Genomic DNA, 17,016 nt, shown 5'->3' on the forward strand with positions numbered 1-17,016 from the left:
GCGTTTGCGTTTCTGCCATATGTTGCATCGCAGCATATGCGGGGGCAAAATGTAACGGCGGGGTGACAAGGCCCGCCCAAAGTCCTACATAGCCCCTATCCCTTCATCGGATTCGGAGTTGCCCCGTTGTCCAAGATCATGCCCCCCGCACACCCGTTTGATTCCTCCTATCTGCGTGATGCAGATGACGGGGATAAACTCAAAGAAGAATGCGGGGTGTTCGGCGTGATCGGCGTTGCAGACGCCTCGAACTTTGTGGCCCTCGGCCTGCACGCGTTGCAGCACCGTGGTCAAGAAGCCGGCGGGATCGTCAGCTATGACCCCGCTGCCGGTTTCCAGTCCGCCCGCCGCTTCGGCTATGTGCGCGACAACTTCACCTCGCAAAAGGTGATGGAGACGCTGCCCGGCGAACTGTCTATCGGGCATGTGCGCTATTCGACCTCCGGTCACAAAGGCCCGACAGCGATCCGCGATGTGCAGCCCTTCTTTGGTGAATTCGCCATGGGCGGTGCCGCGATTGCCCATAATGGCAATATCACCAACGCCAACGCCCTGCGCCGCGAGCTGATTGAACGCGGGTCGATCTTCCAGTCCTCGTCGGACAGCGAATGTATCATCCACCTGATGGCGCGGTCCCTGCAACGCAACATTCCCGAACGCATGGAAGACGCGCTGCGCCGTGTCGAAGGCGCGTTTTCGGTCGTGGCGATGACCCGCACCAAGCTGATCGGCGTGCGCGATCCTTTGGGTGTCCGCCCGCTGGTTCTGGGCAAGCTTGGCGACGGTTGGGCGCTCAGCTCAGAGACCTGCGCGCTGGACATCATCGGTGCCGAATTCGTCCGAGAGATCGAGCCCGGCGAGATGGTCGTGATCACCCCTTCGGGCGTCGAAAGCCATTTTCCCTTCCGCCGTGTCGCATCGCGTTTCTGTATCTTTGAACACGTCTATTTCAGCCGCCCCGACAGCATCCTTGGCGGTCGTTCGGTCTATGAAACCCGCGAAGCCATCGGGCGCGAGCTGGCAAAGGAATCGCCGGTAGAGGCGGATCTTGTCTGCCCCGTCCCCGACAGCGGCACGCCTGCGGCCATCGGTTTCAGCCTCGAATCGGGTATTCCCTATGCGATGGGGATTATCCGCAACCAATACATGGGCCGGACCTTCATCGAACCGACCGAGCAGATCCGCAACATGGGCGTGAGGCTAAAGCTCAACGTGAACCGCGCGCTGATCAAGGGCAAGCGGGTCATTCTGGTCGACGATTCGGTTGTGCGTGGCACCACCAGCCGCAAGATCAAAGAGATGATCCTTGATGCCGGCGCGAAAGAGGTCCACTTCCGCATTGCTTCGCCCCCCACAGCGTGGCCCTGTTTCTACGGTGTGGACACGCCGCAACGTGAAAAGCTGCTGGCCGCCACCATGTCCGAAGAGGAAATGCGCGAGCATTTGCAAGTGGATAGCCTCAAGTTCATTTCGCTCGACGGGCTTTATCGCGCCGTGGGCGAGGCAGAGGGCCGCAACAACAAGTGCCCGCAATATTGCGATGCCTGCTTCTCGGGCGATTACCCCGTCACCCCTGCCGACCAGATCAATCAAGGGTTCGAGATGAAGCCAGCCGCCGAATAAAGCCGCCGCTTCGCGACAAGTTCCGCAAGGGCGGGCGCAGGGTTCAACCCCTCGCCCGCCCTTTTGCTGTTTCGCGCCCCCGTGCCGCTGGCAAAGCTTTGCCGACGTGCAAGCCAGTCTTTGCCAGCCTCCCCCGCGCCCTCTTTCGGCTGTCAGGCAGCTTTGTTAGCCCCTCGGTCTAACCATTCTTTGCCCCCCAAAGCGCAGCAAGAGGCACCCATGTCGACTGACGAAAAAGGCACTCCGACCCCGCAGAAAACACTTAATCTGGCAACGCAGCAGGCGTCCCTGCCCAAGCTCGCCCTGATTGGTACCTTCGGCAGCCTGACCGACCCCGGCGCGTTGATCCGCGATGGCCGCGGACGCATCCACCGCGTGACCTTGAACGACAAGATCAGCGACGGCACTGTCGCCGCCATTGGCGACGACAGCGTGGTTCTGGCGCAGCGCGGGCGCACGGTGACGCTCAAACTTCCCAAAGGGTGAAACGCCCCGCGACATGACCCCGGGTGCCGCGCCCCTCTTGACGGGGGGCGGTGGCTCAGGCAAAGCCACCCCATGACAAAAACAGCTCTTATCACTGGCGCGTCCCGCGGTCTTGGTGCCGCCCTGGCCGAAGCACTTTGCGACACGCATCACATCATTGCAGTCGCCAAAACCACCGGTGCCCTGGAAGAGCTGGACGACCGCATCCAGTCCCGCGGCGGCAGCGCGACATTGGCCCCGATGGACATCACCAATGCCGATGCGATGGCGACCCTGTGCCGTGGCATCTATGACCGCTGGGGCAGCCTTGATCTGTGGCTGCACACCGCTGTCCATGCCGCCCCCTTGGCCCCGACCGATCACATCGACGCCAAAGACATGGCCAAATCTGTCGCCTGTAACGTCACCGCCACCTCGACCCTGATCACCTATGTGGCACCGCTGCTGGGGCAATCGGGTCAGGCCGTGTTCTTTGACGATCCGGTTGTGGCGACCAAGTTCTTTGGCAGCTACGGGGCCACCAAGGCCGCGCAGATCGCGCTGGCCAAAAGCTGGCAGTCCGAAGCCGTGGCAATCGGCCCGCGCGTCCACATCATGACCCCCGCCCCCATGCCAACCGCGACACGCGCGCGTTTCCACCCCGGTGAAGACCGCGAGTCGCTGAACACGCCACAGTCGCAAGCCGCTGAAATTCTGGCGCAACTGGCTGTTTCCCAGCCTTAAAACATGATGCGGTGAAGGCTCCTGCCTTGCCGCGCCGCGCCCCGTCGCCTATCAAGGCGCAAAGGGGAATTTATGCGCATTCTGATCACCAACGACGACGGTATTCACGCTCCGGGTCTGAAGACCCTGCAGGGCATTGCCACCGACCTGGCCGGACCCGATGGCGAGGTCTGGACCGTGGCCCCCGCCTATGAACAATCCGGCGTCGGGCATTGCATCAGCTACACCAAGCCGATGATGGTCGAAAAGGTCAGCGACCGGCGCTTTTCAGTCGAGGGCAGCCCGGCCGATTGTGTGATGGCGGCACTGCATGACTGTATGCTGGATGCCCGCCCTGATCTGGTGCTGTCGGGTGTGAACCGCGGCAACAACGCGGCTGAAAACACGCTCTATTCCGGCACGATCGGTGGCGCGATGGAGGCGGCGCTGCAAGGCATCCCCGCCGTGGCCCTGTCGCAATATTACGGCCCTGCCAACCGTGATCTGGATGATCCGTTCGAGGCCGCCGCCGGCCACGGGGCCGATGTGATCCGCCGTATCCTGGATGCGACACCGGCGCATGGGGATGGCTACCGTCTGTTCTATAACGTGAATTTCCCGCCCGTCGCAGCGGCAGAGGTTCAGGGCATCCGTTTGGCCCCCCAGGGGATGCGCCGCGATACCAGCTTTTCCACGATCCCGCAGTTGTCGCCCTCGGGGCGGCGGTTCTTGTGGATCAAGGGCGCGGACCAGCAGATCCCGACGGACGACGGCACCGACGCCGCGCTGAACCTTGACGGCTATATCTCGGTCACGCCCATGCGCGCCGACCTCACCGCTCATGATACATTTGACGCGCTAAAAGCCATCAATACATGAACGACGAAGAAGACATCACAGACGCGACACGCAAGATGCAATTTCTTTACGCACTCCGTTCCAAGGGCGTCACCGATGCCCGTGTCCTGAACGCGATGGAGCAGATCGACCGTGGTCCCTTCATCCGCGGCCTTTTCGCGTCCCGCGCCTACGAGGACATGCCCCTGCCGATCGCCTGCGGTCAGACCATCAGCCAGCCTTCAGTTGTGGCGCTGATGACGCAGGCGCTGGATGTGTCGTCGCGCGACAAGGTGCTCGAGGTGGGGACCGGATCAGGCTATCAGGCCGCGATCCTCAGCAAACTGGCGCGGCGCGTCTATACGATCGACCGCCACCGCAGGCTGGTGGTAGAGGCACGCCAGATCTTCGAGGATCTGGCCCTGTCCAACATCACCGCGATCATTGGCGACGGCAGCTTTGGCCTGCCCGAACAGGCCCCCTTTGACCGGATCATCGTGACCGCCGCCGCCGAAGACCCCCCCGGCCCGCTTCTGGCCCAGCTCAAGGTGGGCGGCATCATGGTCGTGCCCGTGGGCCAGTCGGACACGGTTCAACACCTCATACGTGTACGCAAAACCGAGACCGGGCTGGAATATGACGAGCTGCGCAAGGTCCGCTTTGTTCCCTTGCTTGAAGGGCTGGGAAAAGACGGCTAAATGCAGTATAGCAAGGGGAACTCCGCCCGAACGGGGACCCCAAGGCGCTGACGGCACCGAAGACGAGGACGAGCAGATGACCCAACCAAACGTGACCCGTACCCTCAGGCTGACGGTACTGGCGGGCAGCTCTGCGCTTTTGCTCGCCGCTTGTGAACAGCCCCTTGATATGGATTTGCGCGGCGGCTTTGGCGACGGTTTCACCACCGCCCACGCAGCCACCGGCCCGCTGGATGAACGCCCCGCACCGGACAACCGCGGTGTGATTTCCTACCCCAACTATCAGGTCGCTGTGGCGCGGCGTGGCGATACGCTGTCTGACGTGGCCACCCGCGTGGGTGCCGATGTGGGCAGCCTGTCGCGCTACAACGGCATCGACCCCACTGTCCCCCTCCGCAAGGGAGAGATCATCGCCCTACCGACCCGCGTCGCCGAACCCTCGCCCGCGACTGGCGCGTCGGGCACCGGTCCGATCACCACTGCAGCGGTCGACATCCAGACCATCGCAGGCGGCGCGATCAACCGGGCGCCCGCCACCCCCGGCGTGCAGACCACCACCCTGCCCTCGGCGCAGACCACCACCCGCGAGAACCCCGCGAAACAGACCGGGATCGAGCCTGTGCGCCACAAGGTGGAACGTGGGGAAACCGCCTATACCATCGCGCGTCTCTATGCCGTGCCGGTTGAAACGCTGGCCGAATGGAACGGGCTTGGCGCTGATTTCTCTGTCCGCGAAGGGCAGTTCCTGCTGATCCCCGTGGCGCAGCAGGCCGCCCCGAAACGCAGCGCTGCAGTGCCAGCCGCCGCGACGGCCACTGCGCCGACAACGACCAGCTTGCCCGGCACCGGATCGCCAACGCCGACCCCGCCAAGCGCCGCGAAACCGCTACCGCCCGTGGACGAAAAGCCCGCCGTGCCAAAGCCCGAACCTGCCGCAGCCAAGCCTGTCGCCGATGTGGGCAAGACGACGCAACCCGCCTCTTCCGGCCGCATGTCGCCCCCCGTACAGGGCAGCATCATCCGCGCTTATTCCAAGGGCAAGAACGAGGGCATCAACATCAAGGGCACACCGGGTGCTGCGGTCAAAGCCGCCGATAGCGGCACCGTCGCCGCGATCACCAAGAGCGCCGAGGGCGTGCCGATTGTCGTGATCCGCCACCCTGACAACCTGCTGACCGTATATGCCAATGTCGCCAATGTGTCGGTCGCCAAAGGGGATAGCGTCTCTAAAGGGACGAGCATCGCCAAGCTGCGCCCGGGCGATGATTCATTCGTACATTTCGAGGTGCGCAAAGGCTTTGATAGCGTTGATCCGACGCCCTACCTGAACTAAGCCAACTGCAAAACGGAACAGCTTCAAAACGCGGCCCCTTTTCGGGGCCGCTTGCTTTTGTGCAGGCCGCTTATCGCTTACAGCGCGACGCCGCGACGCCCTGCCAGATCAACGAAGTACTGCCAGGCCACACGGCCCGACCGCGCGCCACGGGTCGCTTGCCATTCGATCGCCTCGGCGTGCAGGGTCTTGGCGTCAATCTCGACCCCATAAGCCTCGCAATAGCCGCGGATCATATCCAGATACTGTTTCTGGTCGCAGGGATGGAAGCCCAGCCACAGCCCGAAGCGATCCGACAGCGATACTTTCTCTTCCACCGCCTCGGCGGGGTTGATAGCAGAGCCACGTTCGTTCTCGATCATGTCACGGGGCATCAGATGCCGTCGGTTCGACGTGGCATAAAGCACGACATTCTCTGGCCGCCCCTCGATCCCGCCATCCAGCACCGCCTTCAGCGACTTGTAATGCGCGTCATCATGACCAAAGCTCAGATCATCGCAATACAGGATAAACCGTTGCCGTGCACCGCGCAGCAGGCTCAGCAGACGGCCCACCGATGGCAAGTCCTCGCGTTGCAGTTCCACGATGCGCAGACGGTCGTGCGTCTCTCGGACATGGGCGTGCACGGCTTTCACAAGGCTCGACTTGCCCATCCCGCGCGCGCCCCACAGCAGGGCGTTGTTGGCGGGCAGACCAGCGGCGAATTGCATCGTGTTGGCCAGCAACGTGTCGCGCGCACGATCCACCCCAACCAGCAGCGACAGATCAACCTTGCTGACCGTTTCGACCGGTGCCAGATGGTCCGGCCCTGTCTGCCAGACAAAGGCCCCCGCTACATCAAAATCCGGGGTTTTCAGCGGCGGAGGAGACATCCTCTCCAACGCCGCTGCAATACGGTCCATCGGGTCACGGTTCACTTCAGGTCGTCCTCATCCTCTTCGAACTCTGCGAGGATCGGGTCATCATATTCGTCGTCATAATACCCGTCTGCGCGCAGCTGCTCTTCTCGTTTGCGTTCAACCCGCCCTACAAGAAAGATAGAGATTTCGTAAAGCCCGTAGACCACAACAAACAGGATCCCTTGGGTGATCACATCCGGCGGCGTGACAAGTGCGGCCAGCACCAGAATACCAACCACCGCATATTTGCGCACGTTGCCAAGCCCTTCGGCGCTGACCAGACCGGCCTTGCCCATCAGGGTCAGCAATACGGGCAGCTGAAAGCACAGGCCAAAGGCCACGATGAACTTGATCGTCAGGCTCAGATACTCCTGAGCCGACCCCTGGAACGCGATGGCCGCGATCCCGCCTGCGTTATCCGTCCCCTCGCCGACAAGCGTGCCCGCCTGCTGGAAACCAAGAAAGAAATCGAAAGCCAGCGGTGTCACGATATAAAAGGCAAAGGACGCGCCCAAAAAGAACATCAGCGGGCTCGAGATCAGGAAGGGCAGAAACGCGCCCTTCTCGTTCTTGTAAAGCCCCGGTGCCACGAAGCGCCACAGCTGGTAGCTGATATAGGGAAAGCCCAGCACCAGCCCGCCCAGCAAAGAGATAGAGATGGCGACGAAAAAGCCCTCTTGCAGCTTGATCAGGATCAACCCGCAGTCTTCCTGCCCGCGCTCGGCCATAGCCGAACACAAAGGATTTGTCAGGAAGTTAAAGATCGGATTCCAAACGGTAAAACAGATCACCATGCCGATGATAAAGGCGATCACCGAATGGATCAGCCGCGTGCGCAGCTCGGCCAGATGCTCGATCAGCGGGGCGGCGCTGTCGTCAATATCGTCTGATGCACTCATGTGTCACTCTTTTTGGCCGCTGGCGCTTTGGGCGCGGCTTTCTTGGCCACAGGTTTCGTTGCGGCAGGTTTCTTGGCGGCAGGCTTCTTCGCGGGCGTGGCTTTAGCTGGCGTTTTGGCGGCAGCTGCCGTCTTGGCTGGCGCTTTCTTGGCAGGAGCTTTCGCCGCCGGCTTCTCGATCTGCGGCGCGGCGGCGGGTGTCGCCAGTTTGGCCTCTGCGGCGTCGGCCTGTGCCAGCGCTTCGGCAGCTTCACGCTGCTTGCGCTCGGCACCGGCACGGGCGGTGGCGGCCTGGATCTTCTTGACATCCTCGGCCCGCTGCGAGGCCAGTTTGCCCGTCTCGCTTTCGGGGTCGAATTTGGACAGGGATTTGGTCGCTGACTTCACTTCGTCCATCGCCGATCCCAGCGGGTTCGTCGCGGTTTTCAACGTCTTGTTCAAACTGGACGACATCTCGCGCATGCCCGTGTCATCGGCGGCATCATTCATCGCATTGCTGAACTCGCGCGCCATCCCCTTGGCCTTGCCCACAAACTGGCCGACCTTGCGAAACAGCACGGGCAGGTCCTTGGGACCCACCACAATCAGCGCGACAACGCCAACGACCAACAGCTCTGACCACCCCATATCAAACATGAGAGATTACACCCGGTCCTTGTCGGTCTTCGTGTCGGTGACAACAACGGTGTCATCGCTCAGCTCGGCAGTGTCCTTGTCGCCGTTTTTCACGTCATCTTCGCCTTCGCTGATGCCTTTCTTAAAGCTGGTGATGCCCTTGCCGACTTCGCCCATCAGGCTGGAAATCTTGCCGCGCCCGAACAGGACCAGCACCACAACGGCAATCAGCAAAAGACCCGGAAGGCCGATATTGTTCAACATAGTCTCAACTCCATATTCCGAATGTGAGGCAGAGGGACTGCCCCCGCCGGTAAACTCTGTCTCTTTTTAGGCCCCTGCTCTGGCAGCTTGAAGGGCCAAAGCGATGACCTCGACGCGCGGCCCCGCAAAATTTACGCCCTCCGACGACCGCCCCAACACTCCTGACAGTTTTTTGGCAGTTGCCTTGCACCCTGCCCGCCTGTGTGGCACATAGAAACCATGCGCCGCAGCGATCGATTGTTTTCCCTGCTCTCCCTCTTGGGCGACCACCAGCTTCACCGGGCCGAGGATATGGCGCAGGCGGCGGGCGTGTCCTTGCGCACGCTCTACCGCGACATCGCGCGGCTGCAGGCGTCGGGCGTTGCGATCACCGGCACCCGTGGCGCAGGCTACCGGCTGACACCGGCGACGGTACTGCCGCCGCTATCCCTCTCCCCCGAAGAGATAGAGGCGTTGCAACTCGCCCTCGCCGTTGTGCTTGAAACAACCGACCCCGACCTACAGGCCGCCGCGACCTCTCTGGCGCAAAAAATCGATGCGGCCTTGCCCGAGACCGCACAGCCCGCAACGCAGGACTGGCAGCGCATCGAACACCCTTTCGCCAATGCCGCGCGGGGGATGGGACATCTGCCCGTGCTGCGCGCCGCAATCCGCGCGCGCCAGAAACTCAGGATCGTCTATAACGCCGACGATGGCACGCTCGAAACGCTGGTGCTCCACCCCTACAGGCTCAGCCATGCCGCCCGCAGTTGGACCCTGTCAGGTTGGGACGAAATCAAAGGGCAAAACACCACCCTGCGGCTTGACCTGATCGAGGCGACACACCCGCTGCCCGCGCTATTCACCGCGCCGCCCGTCTTCCAAATGGATTAAATCCTCGCCGAAGGCATCCCGCGGTGCCACAGGGGCAGCCGCCAGCGGTCTACCCTGCCGCATGCACCGGAAAAACAAAACAACGATCGCGGCGCACGGTCAGCCACATGACGGCCCCGGGCTGCGGCAAAAAGACATTGGGCACGGTGGCGCGCAGGGTGCTGCCGTCATGGTCCATGACAAACTCCACGAGACTTTCATTCCCCATGAAACGCGCACGCGCAACAACGGCGCGGGCTGCGGTGCCATCGGTCGAGGTTGGCAACGGCCCCTTGCCCGCACGGTCAAAGTCGATGCGCAAATGCTGGGGGCGGAACACGATATCCACCTGTGTCCCGTCCGGCACGCCGGGGGCCAGAAACCGGCCAAAGACCGTATGCGCCAGCGCCCCAGACACCTCGGCCCGCAGCACATTCGCGTCCGAGAAAAACGCCACCGACGCGCGGTCGACGGGACGCGTATACACGTTATAGGGGGCCCCCTGCTGCACGATCTTGCCATCGCGCATCAAGGCGATCTCGTCTGCCATGCGCATGGCTTCCTCGGGCTCGTGGGTGACCAGCAAGACGGCGGTACCTTCCTCTTTCAGGATGCCCAAAGTCTCGTCCCGGATGTCATCGCGCAGCCGGTTATCAAGACCCGAGAAGGGCTCGTCCATCAGCATGATCTTGGGCCGCGGGGCCAAGGCACGCGCCAGCGCCACGCGCTGTTGTTCGCCCCCCGACAGTTGATGCGGATAGCCGTCGATGAACCGCAGCAGGTCCACACGCTCAAGCAGTTCCTCGATACGGGCGCGGCGTTCGGCCTTGGTGCCGGTTTTCAGGCCAAAGCCCACGTTGTCGGCCACGCTAAGATGCGGAAACAGCGCGAAATCCTGGAACATCAACCCGATCTCGCGCCGTTCGGGGGGCACGCGGAAAACCGTGTCACAGATCAGCTTGCCATCAACGTGGATCGTACCGCTGTCCTGCATCTCGACGCCGGCGATCATCCGCAGGGTGGTCGACTTGCCACAGCCCGATGGCCCCAGAAGGCAGGTCACCTGCCCCGGCATGATTTTCAGGCTGACATCATCCACGACGGCCCGCCCGCCATAGGCGCGCTGCAGGTTCTTGATTTCCAGTCTCGGGTGCACGTCAGTCACTTCAGTCATGGGCGCAGTCTAATCCGATCAATTCGCTCGGGATCGACCGCTATCAGCCCCGCCGCGCGCCCGCAAGCACCGCCGCGAAGCCTGCGACCAGAACGACCACACAAATCACCAAAAGCTGTTCGTATTTATGCCCCTCTGGCAGCACCGCGGCAAAGGCGGGCCACGCACGGGCAAAATAGGCAAAAGCCCCGATCATCGCCGCACCGAAGGCCGCCAGATAGGCCCATAGGGCGATCTGCCGCTGCATCACCAGCCCGACCACCAGCACCGGCGTCAGGAACATCGACGCAGTACCCGACACAGCCACCGCGTCGAACAGCGTCGCATTGCCCCAGAGCGTCAGCATCGTGCCCGCGACCATAAAGCCCAGCATCACGATCCGCCCGCCGTTCAGGCTACGCGGTGCGAGCTTCAGCTCTTCAACCACCAGACGCGCGGCAGACGAGAGCGCGGAATCCAGCGTGCTCAGCGCTGAAACCAGCAGCGAAATCATCAGCGCCACAAACACCCACGCAGGAAACATCGTGGCCCAGGTGCCGATCAGCTCGCCCTCGTAGGCCGCACCGACAAGGCTCGCCTGAATGCCGAAGAACCCGAAGCCGATGATACACAGGGTCGAGATCCAGAAGGCATGCAGAAAGGACCGGCGCGTCACCTCCGGGTCGGCGATAAACCCGCGGTCCATCATCACAGGATCATGCGCGGGGTAGGAAAACACCTGCAACAGCGCCACGGCCAGCAAGACCCAGCCGTTATAGGCCCCTGCGGTCCCCGGTGCCGTGACAACCGCCCCCAGATCAAAGCCGGGCGACACGACCAGCGCCACAAAGGCGACACCGAAAACCACGAGGAACACGACCATCTGCACCACATCGGTGCGCAGCGCGGCACTTAGCCCGCCCCAAGCGGAATAACCCAGCCCCACGAGCGCCACGATCAGGATCGCAGGCGTGCCGCTGCCCGCCAGCACGGCGTTAAAGATCAGCCCCACCACCAGCAGATTGGCAAACACCTCGGACAAAAGCCGCAGCGCGATGACCAGATTATAGCAGGCATTGCCCGCCCCGCCAAAGCCCGCGCCCAGCCAATCCTGCACCGACATGGCGCCGTTCTGGCGCAGACGCCCGACGATAAAGCCCCCGGTCAGGAAAGACCCGTAATAGGCCGCATAGGCCAGCGTGCCCGCGATGCCGTAGTAATATCCCAGGATCGCCGCGTTCATCAGGCTGCGCGCGAAAATCCATGTGGTGACCTGGCTGAGCACCAGCGTCCAAAGCCCCGGCGCACCGCCTTGGGCCGTCATCCCGCCAAAGAACCCCTCGACCGAGGCGCGGCGCGGTGCGGCCAGCAGACTTGCGGCGATGATGGCACCGAAGAGAACAAACAGAACAATGGGGGACATCCGAGAATACCTTTGAAAGGGACAGCAACGTCCATGGGTAGCCTAGCAAAAACCGCCGCGCTATCTGTTGCGCGGCGGTCTGTCGTAAACGTGATGAAATATGTCAGACGGGCGCGCGTGCCGCGCGGGCATCGCAGCGCCCGGCCCTCGCCCTTACATCGTGATATTGGTCGCCCCGCCGTCCAGCAGCAAGTTCTGCCCGACGATAAATCCCGCGTGTTGCGAGCACAGGAAAGCACAGGCCGCGCCGAATTCATGCCGCGTGCCATAGCGCCCTGCGGGAATCGTCGATGCGCGCTCGGTGCGGGCCTCTTCCAGCGTGATGCCCTTTTGTTTGACGACGCCGCCATCCAGTGCATCGGCGCGGTCGGTGGCGTGGATGCCGGGCAGCAGGTTGTTGATCGTGACACCCTTGCCCGCGACCTGACGCGAGGTGCCCGCGACATAGCCGGTCAGACCGGTACGTGCCGAGTTGCTGAGCCCCAGAACGCCGATCGGAGCGCGTACGGATTGCGAGGTGATGTTGACGACGCGGCCCCAGCCACGGTCCATCATCGCAGGCACCAGTGCCTTGATCATCGCGATGGGGGCCAGCATGTTCGCATCGAGCGCCTTGATGAAATCCTCGCGGTCCCAATCGCTCCACATGCCGGGGGGTGGGCCACCTGCGTTATTGACCAGAATGTCGATCTGGCCCGCGGCCTCCAGCACCAGCTTCTGGCCTTCATCCGTGGCGATATCGGCGGCGATGGTGGTGACCTCGACGCCATAGTCCTGACGGATGCGTTCGGCGGCTGTTTCCAGATCAGCGGCACCGCGTGCGTTCATCACCAGATCCACACCCGCTTCGGCCAGCGCCTCTGCGCAGCCCAGGCCGAGGCCCTTTGACGATGCGCAAACCAATGCGCGTTTTCCCTTGATTCCCAGATCCATAGCGATCTCTCCCGGTTAGTGTTCGCGCAAGTCGTAGCACTGTCTTCGCGGACAATGCCAGCAAAAGGCCAAAGGCTTGACCCGAATGGGACACAATCCTATGGCAAAGAGACAAGAACCACCGGCAGTTGTGTGACTGCCGGCCCCGATATCATTCACCGTTCGCGCGCAAAGGCCCGCCCCATGACCTCGCCCCGCCCTTCCCCTCCGCAAAGCGTCCCTGTCTTTCGTGCGACGCAATTCACGGCGACGGATGGTGCGAATATGGGCGACACGCTGTCTTTTGCCTCGGAACTGTTGCTGGATGATGTGTACGAGCTGTCCTACGGGGCGGAACCAGTGCGCCTGTCGATCCAGACGGCACCGGATGGCAGCCTGTCGATCGCGCCCGATACGCAAACCGGCACCAGCGGGGCCGCCCTGCATCTGGATTGCGCGCTGACCTTCATGTCGCCTGACGGGCAGATCAACGATGCGATCCTGCTGGTCGAAGTGGCCGATGACGGCCATGCCGAAGCGATCTATCTCATCCCGCTCAGCGCGCTGTCGTCGAAAGTGGAATACCGGCTGGTTGGCATCGACACCGAGACGATGCGCCAGAAGTTCGCACAAGTGGCCTGTGTGTCCTTCACCCGCGGCACGCATATCACCATGGCCACCGGTGAGCAGCGCCCGATCGAGGAACTCTGCGTCGGTGACAAGGTCCTGACCCGCGATGACGGTGTGCAGGCGATCCGCTGGATCGGACAAAGCACCGTGCGCGCGGTTGGCGAATTCGCCCCGATCTGCATCAACGCGGGCACGTTGAACAACGACAATGACCTGATCGTCAGCCCCGATCACCGCCTGTTCATCTACCAACGCGAAGACCGTCTGGGCGCCGGCCGGTCAGAGCTGCTGGTCAAGGTCCGCCATCTGGTCAACGGCGATACGGTACGGGTGCAGGACGGCGGCTTCGTCGACTATTTCCAACTGCTGTTTGACGGTCACCAGATCATCTATGCCGAAGGCATCGCGGCGGAATCCATGCTGATCGACAGCCGCACCAAAGGCGTGCTGCCGCAAGAGCTGTCGGACGCCATGGGCGATGTCATCCCCGGCCATTCCGACCTTCCCCATGCGGGGCTGGATGTGTCGGAACCCCTGCTGGACCGCCCCGACGCAGCTGAACTGCTGCGCCGCGCCAGCATGCGCTGATCAGCCAAAGAATTCCTCGCGCACAATCTTGCCATTGGCCACGTGGTAGATGGCGACCTCTTTCATCTCCATCTCGGTGCCGCTGTCCTTTTCGCGCGCCGCAACATCAAAGATGACGGCAAAGCGGTCATCGCCGTGGAGCATCGGGTCGCTGACATTCTGACGCGTCACCTCCATCGCGCTGTCCCACCACGCATGCTTGCCCTTGATGCCGTCGAGGCCCTGCGTCTCGCGCCCGTTTCCGTGGTCCATCCCTTCAACCGACACGGCGTCCTGCGCATAAAGCCGATCAAGGTTCGCCACCTCGTGGCCCTCGCGGCAGCCTTTTACCAACGCATCTGCGATCTCTTTCAGTTCCATTGTCACACCCCCTCTGGTTTCATCTACCCCCATCATACCGCAGTTTCGCGCCGACCCCCAAGAAAATGCAAGCACGCGGCTGATCCAAGCAGACTTGCGCGTGTGTACGGGCGTGGATATATGCCAATCCATGTTGGATACCCCCTCAAACCGCCCCGCTTTGCCTGCCGAAATCGCTCGGCGTCGCACCTTTGCGATCATTTCCCACCCCGATGCGGGGAAAACCACGCTGACAGAGAAATTCCTGCTGTTCGGCGGGGCGATCCAGATGGCCGGTCAGGTCCGCGCCAAAGGTGAAGCGCGTCGCACCCGCTCTGACTTTATGGCGATGGAAAAAGACCGCGGTATCTCTGTCTCGGCTTCGGCTATGTCGTTCGATTTCATGAACAAGGGCACGAATTTCCGCTTTAACCTTGTGGATACGCCCGGCCACTCTGACTTTTCCGAAGATACCTACCGCACGCTGACCGCTGTTGACGCGGCCGTGATGGTGATTGACGGCGCGAAAGGCGTGGAAAGCCAGACGCAAAAGCTGTTCGAGGTCTGCCGCATGCGCGACCTGCCGATCCTGACATTCTGTAACAAGATGGACCGCGAAAGCCGCGATGTCTTCGAGATCATCGACGAAATTCAGGAAAACCTTGCCATTGATGTGACCCCTGCAAGCTGGCCCATCGGCGTGGGCCGCGACTTTATCGGCTGCTACGACATCCTGCGCGACCGGCTTGAACTGATGGACCGTGCGGACCGGAACAAGGTCGCCGAAAGCATTGCGATCGAAGGGTTGGATGACCCGAAGCTGGCCGAACACGTGCCCGCCGCCTTGCTTGAAAAACTGCGCGAAGACCTTGAAATGGTCCGCGAGCTGATGCCGCCGCTGGATGCGGCGCTGATGGCCGAAGGGTCGCTGACACCGATCTGGTTCGGCTCTGCGATCAACAGCTTTGGCGTCAAGGAACTGATGGACGGCATCGCCACCTACGGCCCCGAACCGCAGATTCAATCGGCAGAGCCAAGACAGATTTTACCTGAAGAACCAAAGGTTTCCGGCTTTGTCTTCAAGGTTCAGGCGAACATGGACCCCAAGCACCGCGACCGCGTGGCCTTTGTCCGTCTGGCGTCGGGTCATTTTACCCGTGGCATGAAACTGACCCATGTGCGGTCCAAGAAAACCATGTCTGTCACCAACCCCGTGATGTTCCTTGCCGCCGACCGCGAACTGGCAGAGGAAGCATGGGCCGGTGACATCATCGGCATTCCCAACCACGGGCAGCTGCGCATCGGTGACACCCTGACCGAGGGCGAGGCGATCCGCGTCAGTGGCATCCCGTCCTTCGCGCCAGAGCTGTTGCAGGGCGTGCGCGCGGGCGATCCGATGAAATCGAAACACCTTGAGAAAGCGCTGATGCAATTCGCCGAAGAAGGTGCAGCGAAGGTCTTTAAACCCGCCATCGGCTCGGGCTTTGTTGTGGGCGTCGTCGGGCAGCTACAGTTCGAAGTGCTCGCCAGCCGGATCGAGCTGGAATACGGGCTGCCAGTGCGGTTCGAACAATCGCAGTTCACCTCGGCTCGCTGGGTGAACGGTGACCGACAAGCCGTTGATAAGTTTACAGAAGCCAACAAACAGCATATCGCCCATGACCACGATGGCGACATCGTTTACCTGACGCGGCTGCAATGGGATATCGACCGTGTGGACCGCGATTACCCCGATGTGCGCCTGACCGCGACCAAGGAAATGATGGTCTGACTTGGGCTTGCCAGCCCGACCGACGCACCGCAAACTGGCCCCATGACTGATGTGACATGGGGCATCGCCTCTACCATTCTGGCACCGACGCGCGACATATTGCAGTTCGCCGCCTATCATCTGGCGGCGGGCGCGCAGCGGCTTTACATCTATCTGGATGCGCCCAATGACGAGGCCTTTGCCCATCTGGACGCCCACCCCAAGATCCGCGTCATCACCTGCGACGCGCGCTATTGGAAGCAGCGCAAACGTGACCGGCCAGACGCCCACCAGCAACGCCAGACGGCAAACGCGACCCATGCCTACAACCGCCGCCGCGAGGTGGACTGGCTGATCCACATGGACGCGGACGAGTATCTGGTCGCAGACCGCCCGATCGCTGACATTCTGGCCGATATCCCGCAAGCTGCGCCCGCCACCCGCATCCGCCCGATGGAGCAGCTTTCAGGCGATCCGACGGCGTTCAAGGGGTTCATCCCCGCGGGCCCCGACCGCGCGCGCATTGTGGCAGAGCTTTATCCGACCTATGGCGCTTATTTGAAGGGCGGGTTTCTCAGCCATCTTGCGGGCAAGGTATTTGTCCGCACGGGGCTGCCGAATATGCATCTGCGTATCCACAACGTCTTTCAAAAGGGCGAGATGCTGGACTGTCACGACGCTCCGCCCGAGATCACGCTGGCCCATGCCCATGCGAAAACATGGGACGACTGGATCGCCGCTTACCGCTACCGCGTCACCAAGGGCAGCTACCGCCCCGAACTGCGCCCCAACCGCCCCTATGATCAAGGCGGTCTGTCGCTCAATGACCTTTTCTCGATGATAGAGAGTGAAAGCGGAGAGGACGGGTTGCGCGCGTTTTTCGACGAAGTCTGCGCAGATACACCGGAATTACGCAGCCGCCTGCGCGACCACGGGCTGCTACGCGAGGTTGATCTGGCGCTGCCCAACCAACTGGCAACACATTTCCCCCGTTTCACAGGGCTTTAGCGCATC

General features: G+C 62.1%; 18 protein-coding genes. 10 read left to right on the top strand and 8 right to left on the bottom strand.

The window, feature by feature from the left end; all coding sequences use genetic code 11:
* The first annotated feature begins 138 nt into the window (after positions 1-138).
* From purF to ACNQ62_RS09230, 6 genes are all read left to right on the top strand, one after another.
* On the top strand, positions 139-1,623 hold the full coding sequence (purF, locus tag ACNQ62_RS09205) for an amidophosphoribosyltransferase (RefSeq protein ID WP_037944446.1): 1,485 nt from the start codon (positions 139-141) through the stop codon (positions 1,621-1,623).
* 219 nt (positions 1,624-1,842) lie between these two features.
* On the top strand, positions 1,843-2,109 hold the full coding sequence (locus tag ACNQ62_RS09210; protein WP_418094742.1) for a pilus assembly protein PilZ: 267 nt from the start codon (positions 1,843-1,845) through the stop codon (positions 2,107-2,109).
* A 72-nt stretch (positions 2,110-2,181) separates the two neighbouring features.
* Positions 2,182-2,832, top strand: coding sequence for an SDR family NAD(P)-dependent oxidoreductase (locus ACNQ62_RS09215; RefSeq protein ID WP_278374629.1), 651 nt, complete (start codon positions 2,182-2,184; stop codon positions 2,830-2,832).
* A gap of 72 nt (positions 2,833-2,904) precedes the next feature.
* Complete coding sequence (gene surE, locus ACNQ62_RS09220; protein WP_037944447.1) at positions 2,905-3,690, top strand: 5'/3'-nucleotidase SurE; 786 nt, start codon at positions 2,905-2,907, stop codon at positions 3,688-3,690.
* A complete protein-coding gene (locus ACNQ62_RS09225) occupies positions 3,687-4,346 on the top strand; it encodes a protein-L-isoaspartate(D-aspartate) O-methyltransferase (protein WP_005853921.1) in 660 nt (219 codons plus the stop codon). Before surE ends, ACNQ62_RS09225 begins: the two co-directional genes overlap by 4 nt.
* 76 nt (positions 4,347-4,422) lie before the next feature.
* Positions 4,423-5,679, top strand: coding sequence for a LysM peptidoglycan-binding domain-containing protein (locus ACNQ62_RS09230; protein ID WP_418094743.1), 1,257 nt, complete (start codon positions 4,423-4,425; stop codon positions 5,677-5,679).
* Positions 5,680-5,756: 77 nt separating this feature from the next.
* On the opposite strand, the gene ACNQ62_RS09235 is transcribed toward ACNQ62_RS09230, so the two are convergent.
* The 4 genes from ACNQ62_RS09235 to ACNQ62_RS09250 are packed head-to-tail and all read right to left on the bottom strand — an operon-like array spanning position 5,757 to position 8,355.
* On the bottom strand, positions 5,757-6,596 hold the full coding sequence (locus ACNQ62_RS09235) for an ATP-binding protein (RefSeq protein WP_005853925.1): 840 nt from the start codon (positions 6,594-6,596) through the stop codon (positions 5,757-5,759).
* On the bottom strand, positions 6,593-7,477 hold the full coding sequence (tatC, locus tag ACNQ62_RS09240; protein WP_184581870.1) for a twin-arginine translocase subunit TatC: 885 nt from the start codon (positions 7,475-7,477) through the stop codon (positions 6,593-6,595). The genes ACNQ62_RS09235 and tatC overlap by 4 nt, the downstream gene beginning before the upstream one ends.
* Positions 7,474-8,112, bottom strand: a complete 639-nt coding sequence (tatB, locus tag ACNQ62_RS09245) for a Sec-independent protein translocase protein TatB (RefSeq protein WP_418094744.1) — start codon at positions 8,110-8,112, stop codon at positions 7,474-7,476. The genes tatC and tatB overlap by 4 nt, the downstream gene beginning before the upstream one ends.
* A gap of 6 nt (positions 8,113-8,118) precedes the next feature.
* Positions 8,119-8,355, bottom strand: a complete 237-nt coding sequence (locus ACNQ62_RS09250) for a twin-arginine translocase TatA/TatE family subunit (RefSeq protein ID WP_005853930.1) — start codon at positions 8,353-8,355, stop codon at positions 8,119-8,121.
* Between the two features lie 219 nt (positions 8,356-8,574).
* Here ACNQ62_RS09250 and ACNQ62_RS09255 point away from each other — a divergent pair, with 219 nt between their 5' ends.
* Positions 8,575-9,228: a helix-turn-helix transcriptional regulator gene (locus ACNQ62_RS09255; protein WP_418094745.1), complete on the top strand. Its 654-nt coding sequence runs from the start codon at positions 8,575-8,577 to the stop codon at positions 9,226-9,228.
* A 49-nt stretch (positions 9,229-9,277) separates the two neighbouring features.
* Here the strand turns inward: ACNQ62_RS09255 and ACNQ62_RS09260 are convergent, their stop codons facing one another.
* The 3 genes from ACNQ62_RS09260 to ACNQ62_RS09270 all read right to left on the bottom strand — a co-directional run bounded on the left by ACNQ62_RS09260 (position 9,278) and on the right by ACNQ62_RS09270 (position 12,716).
* The gene (locus ACNQ62_RS09260) at positions 9,278-10,381 is read right to left on the bottom strand and encodes an ABC transporter ATP-binding protein (RefSeq protein ID WP_005853933.1); all 1,104 of its coding nucleotides are present in this window, start codon (positions 10,379-10,381) and stop codon (positions 9,278-9,280) included.
* Positions 10,382-10,424: 43 nt separating this feature from the next.
* Positions 10,425-11,783 (bottom strand): sodium:proline symporter, encoded by a 1,359-nt coding sequence (locus tag ACNQ62_RS09265; protein WP_418094746.1) that lies wholly within the window; start codon positions 11,781-11,783, stop codon positions 10,425-10,427.
* A gap of 153 nt (positions 11,784-11,936) precedes the next feature.
* Entirely contained in the window at positions 11,937-12,716 is a 780-nt protein-coding gene (locus tag ACNQ62_RS09270; protein WP_005853937.1) for an SDR family oxidoreductase, read from the bottom strand.
* A gap of 183 nt (positions 12,717-12,899) precedes the next feature.
* Here ACNQ62_RS09270 and ACNQ62_RS09275 point away from each other — a divergent pair, with 183 nt between their 5' ends.
* The gene (locus ACNQ62_RS09275) at positions 12,900-13,913 is read left to right on the top strand and encodes a Hint domain-containing protein (protein ID WP_005853939.1); all 1,014 of its coding nucleotides are present in this window, start codon (positions 12,900-12,902) and stop codon (positions 13,911-13,913) included.
* Here the strand turns inward: ACNQ62_RS09275 and ACNQ62_RS09280 are convergent, their stop codons facing one another.
* A complete protein-coding gene (locus ACNQ62_RS09280) occupies positions 13,914-14,273 on the bottom strand; it encodes a SnoaL-like domain-containing protein (protein WP_418094747.1) in 360 nt (119 codons plus the stop codon).
* Between the two features lie 130 nt (positions 14,274-14,403).
* On the opposite strand from ACNQ62_RS09280, the gene ACNQ62_RS09285 reads away from it, so the two are divergent.
* Both ACNQ62_RS09285 and ACNQ62_RS09290 read left to right on the top strand, forming a co-directional pair.
* Positions 14,404-16,023 (top strand): peptide chain release factor 3, encoded by a 1,620-nt coding sequence (locus ACNQ62_RS09285; protein WP_005853943.1) that lies wholly within the window; start codon positions 14,404-14,406, stop codon positions 16,021-16,023.
* A 42-nt stretch (positions 16,024-16,065) separates the two neighbouring features.
* Positions 16,066-17,010: a glycosyltransferase family 2 protein gene (locus ACNQ62_RS09290; RefSeq protein WP_243250375.1), complete on the top strand. Its 945-nt coding sequence runs from the start codon at positions 16,066-16,068 to the stop codon at positions 17,008-17,010.
* Positions 17,011-17,016 lie beyond the last annotated feature (6 nt).

It is taken from the genome of Sulfitobacter sp. SBS6 (genome assembly GCF_048285585.1).
Classification (GTDB): Bacteria; Pseudomonadota; Alphaproteobacteria; order Rhodobacterales; family Rhodobacteraceae; genus Sulfitobacter; species Sulfitobacter pontiacus.

What these genes read in the sequence shown, in the direction of transcription:
- purF (WP_037944446.1), top strand. Translation starts at nt 139, where the DNA reads ATGCCCCCCGCACACCCGTTTGATTCCTCCTATCTGCGTGATGCAGAT.
- ACNQ62_RS09210 (WP_418094742.1), top strand. Translation starts at nt 1,843, where the DNA reads ATGTCGACTGACGAAAAAGGCACTCCGACCCCGCAGAAAACACTTAAT.
- ACNQ62_RS09215 (WP_278374629.1), top strand. Translation starts at nt 2,182, where the DNA reads ATGACAAAAACAGCTCTTATCACTGGCGCGTCCCGCGGTCTTGGTGCC.
- surE (WP_037944447.1), top strand. Translation starts at nt 2,905, where the DNA reads ATGCGCATTCTGATCACCAACGACGACGGTATTCACGCTCCGGGTCTG.
- ACNQ62_RS09225 (WP_005853921.1), top strand. Translation starts at nt 3,687, where the DNA reads ATGAACGACGAAGAAGACATCACAGACGCGACACGCAAGATGCAATTT.
- ACNQ62_RS09230 (WP_418094743.1), top strand. Translation starts at nt 4,423, where the DNA reads ATGACCCAACCAAACGTGACCCGTACCCTCAGGCTGACGGTACTGGCG.
- tatC (WP_184581870.1), bottom strand. Translation starts at nt 7,477, where the DNA reads ATGAGTGCATCAGACGATATTGACGACAGCGCCGCCCCGCTGATCGAG.
- tatB (WP_418094744.1), bottom strand. Translation starts at nt 8,112, where the DNA reads ATGTTTGATATGGGGTGGTCAGAGCTGTTGGTCGTTGGCGTTGTCGCG.
- ACNQ62_RS09250 (WP_005853930.1), bottom strand. Translation starts at nt 8,355, where the DNA reads ATGTTGAACAATATCGGCCTTCCGGGTCTTTTGCTGATTGCCGTTGTG.
- ACNQ62_RS09255 (WP_418094745.1), top strand. Translation starts at nt 8,575, where the DNA reads ATGCGCCGCAGCGATCGATTGTTTTCCCTGCTCTCCCTCTTGGGCGAC.
- ACNQ62_RS09260 (WP_005853933.1), bottom strand. Translation starts at nt 10,381, where the DNA reads ATGACTGAAGTGACTGACGTGCACCCGAGACTGGAAATCAAGAACCTG.
- ACNQ62_RS09265 (WP_418094746.1), bottom strand. Translation starts at nt 11,783, where the DNA reads ATGTCCCCCATTGTTCTGTTTGTTCTCTTCGGTGCCATCATCGCCGCA.
- ACNQ62_RS09270 (WP_005853937.1), bottom strand. Translation starts at nt 12,716, where the DNA reads ATGGATCTGGGAATCAAGGGAAAACGCGCATTGGTTTGCGCATCGTCA.
- ACNQ62_RS09275 (WP_005853939.1), top strand. Translation starts at nt 12,900, where the DNA reads ATGACCTCGCCCCGCCCTTCCCCTCCGCAAAGCGTCCCTGTCTTTCGT.
- ACNQ62_RS09280 (WP_418094747.1), bottom strand. Translation starts at nt 14,273, where the DNA reads ATGGAACTGAAAGAGATCGCAGATGCGTTGGTAAAAGGCTGCCGCGAG.
- ACNQ62_RS09285 (WP_005853943.1), top strand. Translation starts at nt 14,404, where the DNA reads ATGTTGGATACCCCCTCAAACCGCCCCGCTTTGCCTGCCGAAATCGCT.
- ACNQ62_RS09290 (WP_243250375.1), top strand. Translation starts at nt 16,066, where the DNA reads ATGACTGATGTGACATGGGGCATCGCCTCTACCATTCTGGCACCGACG.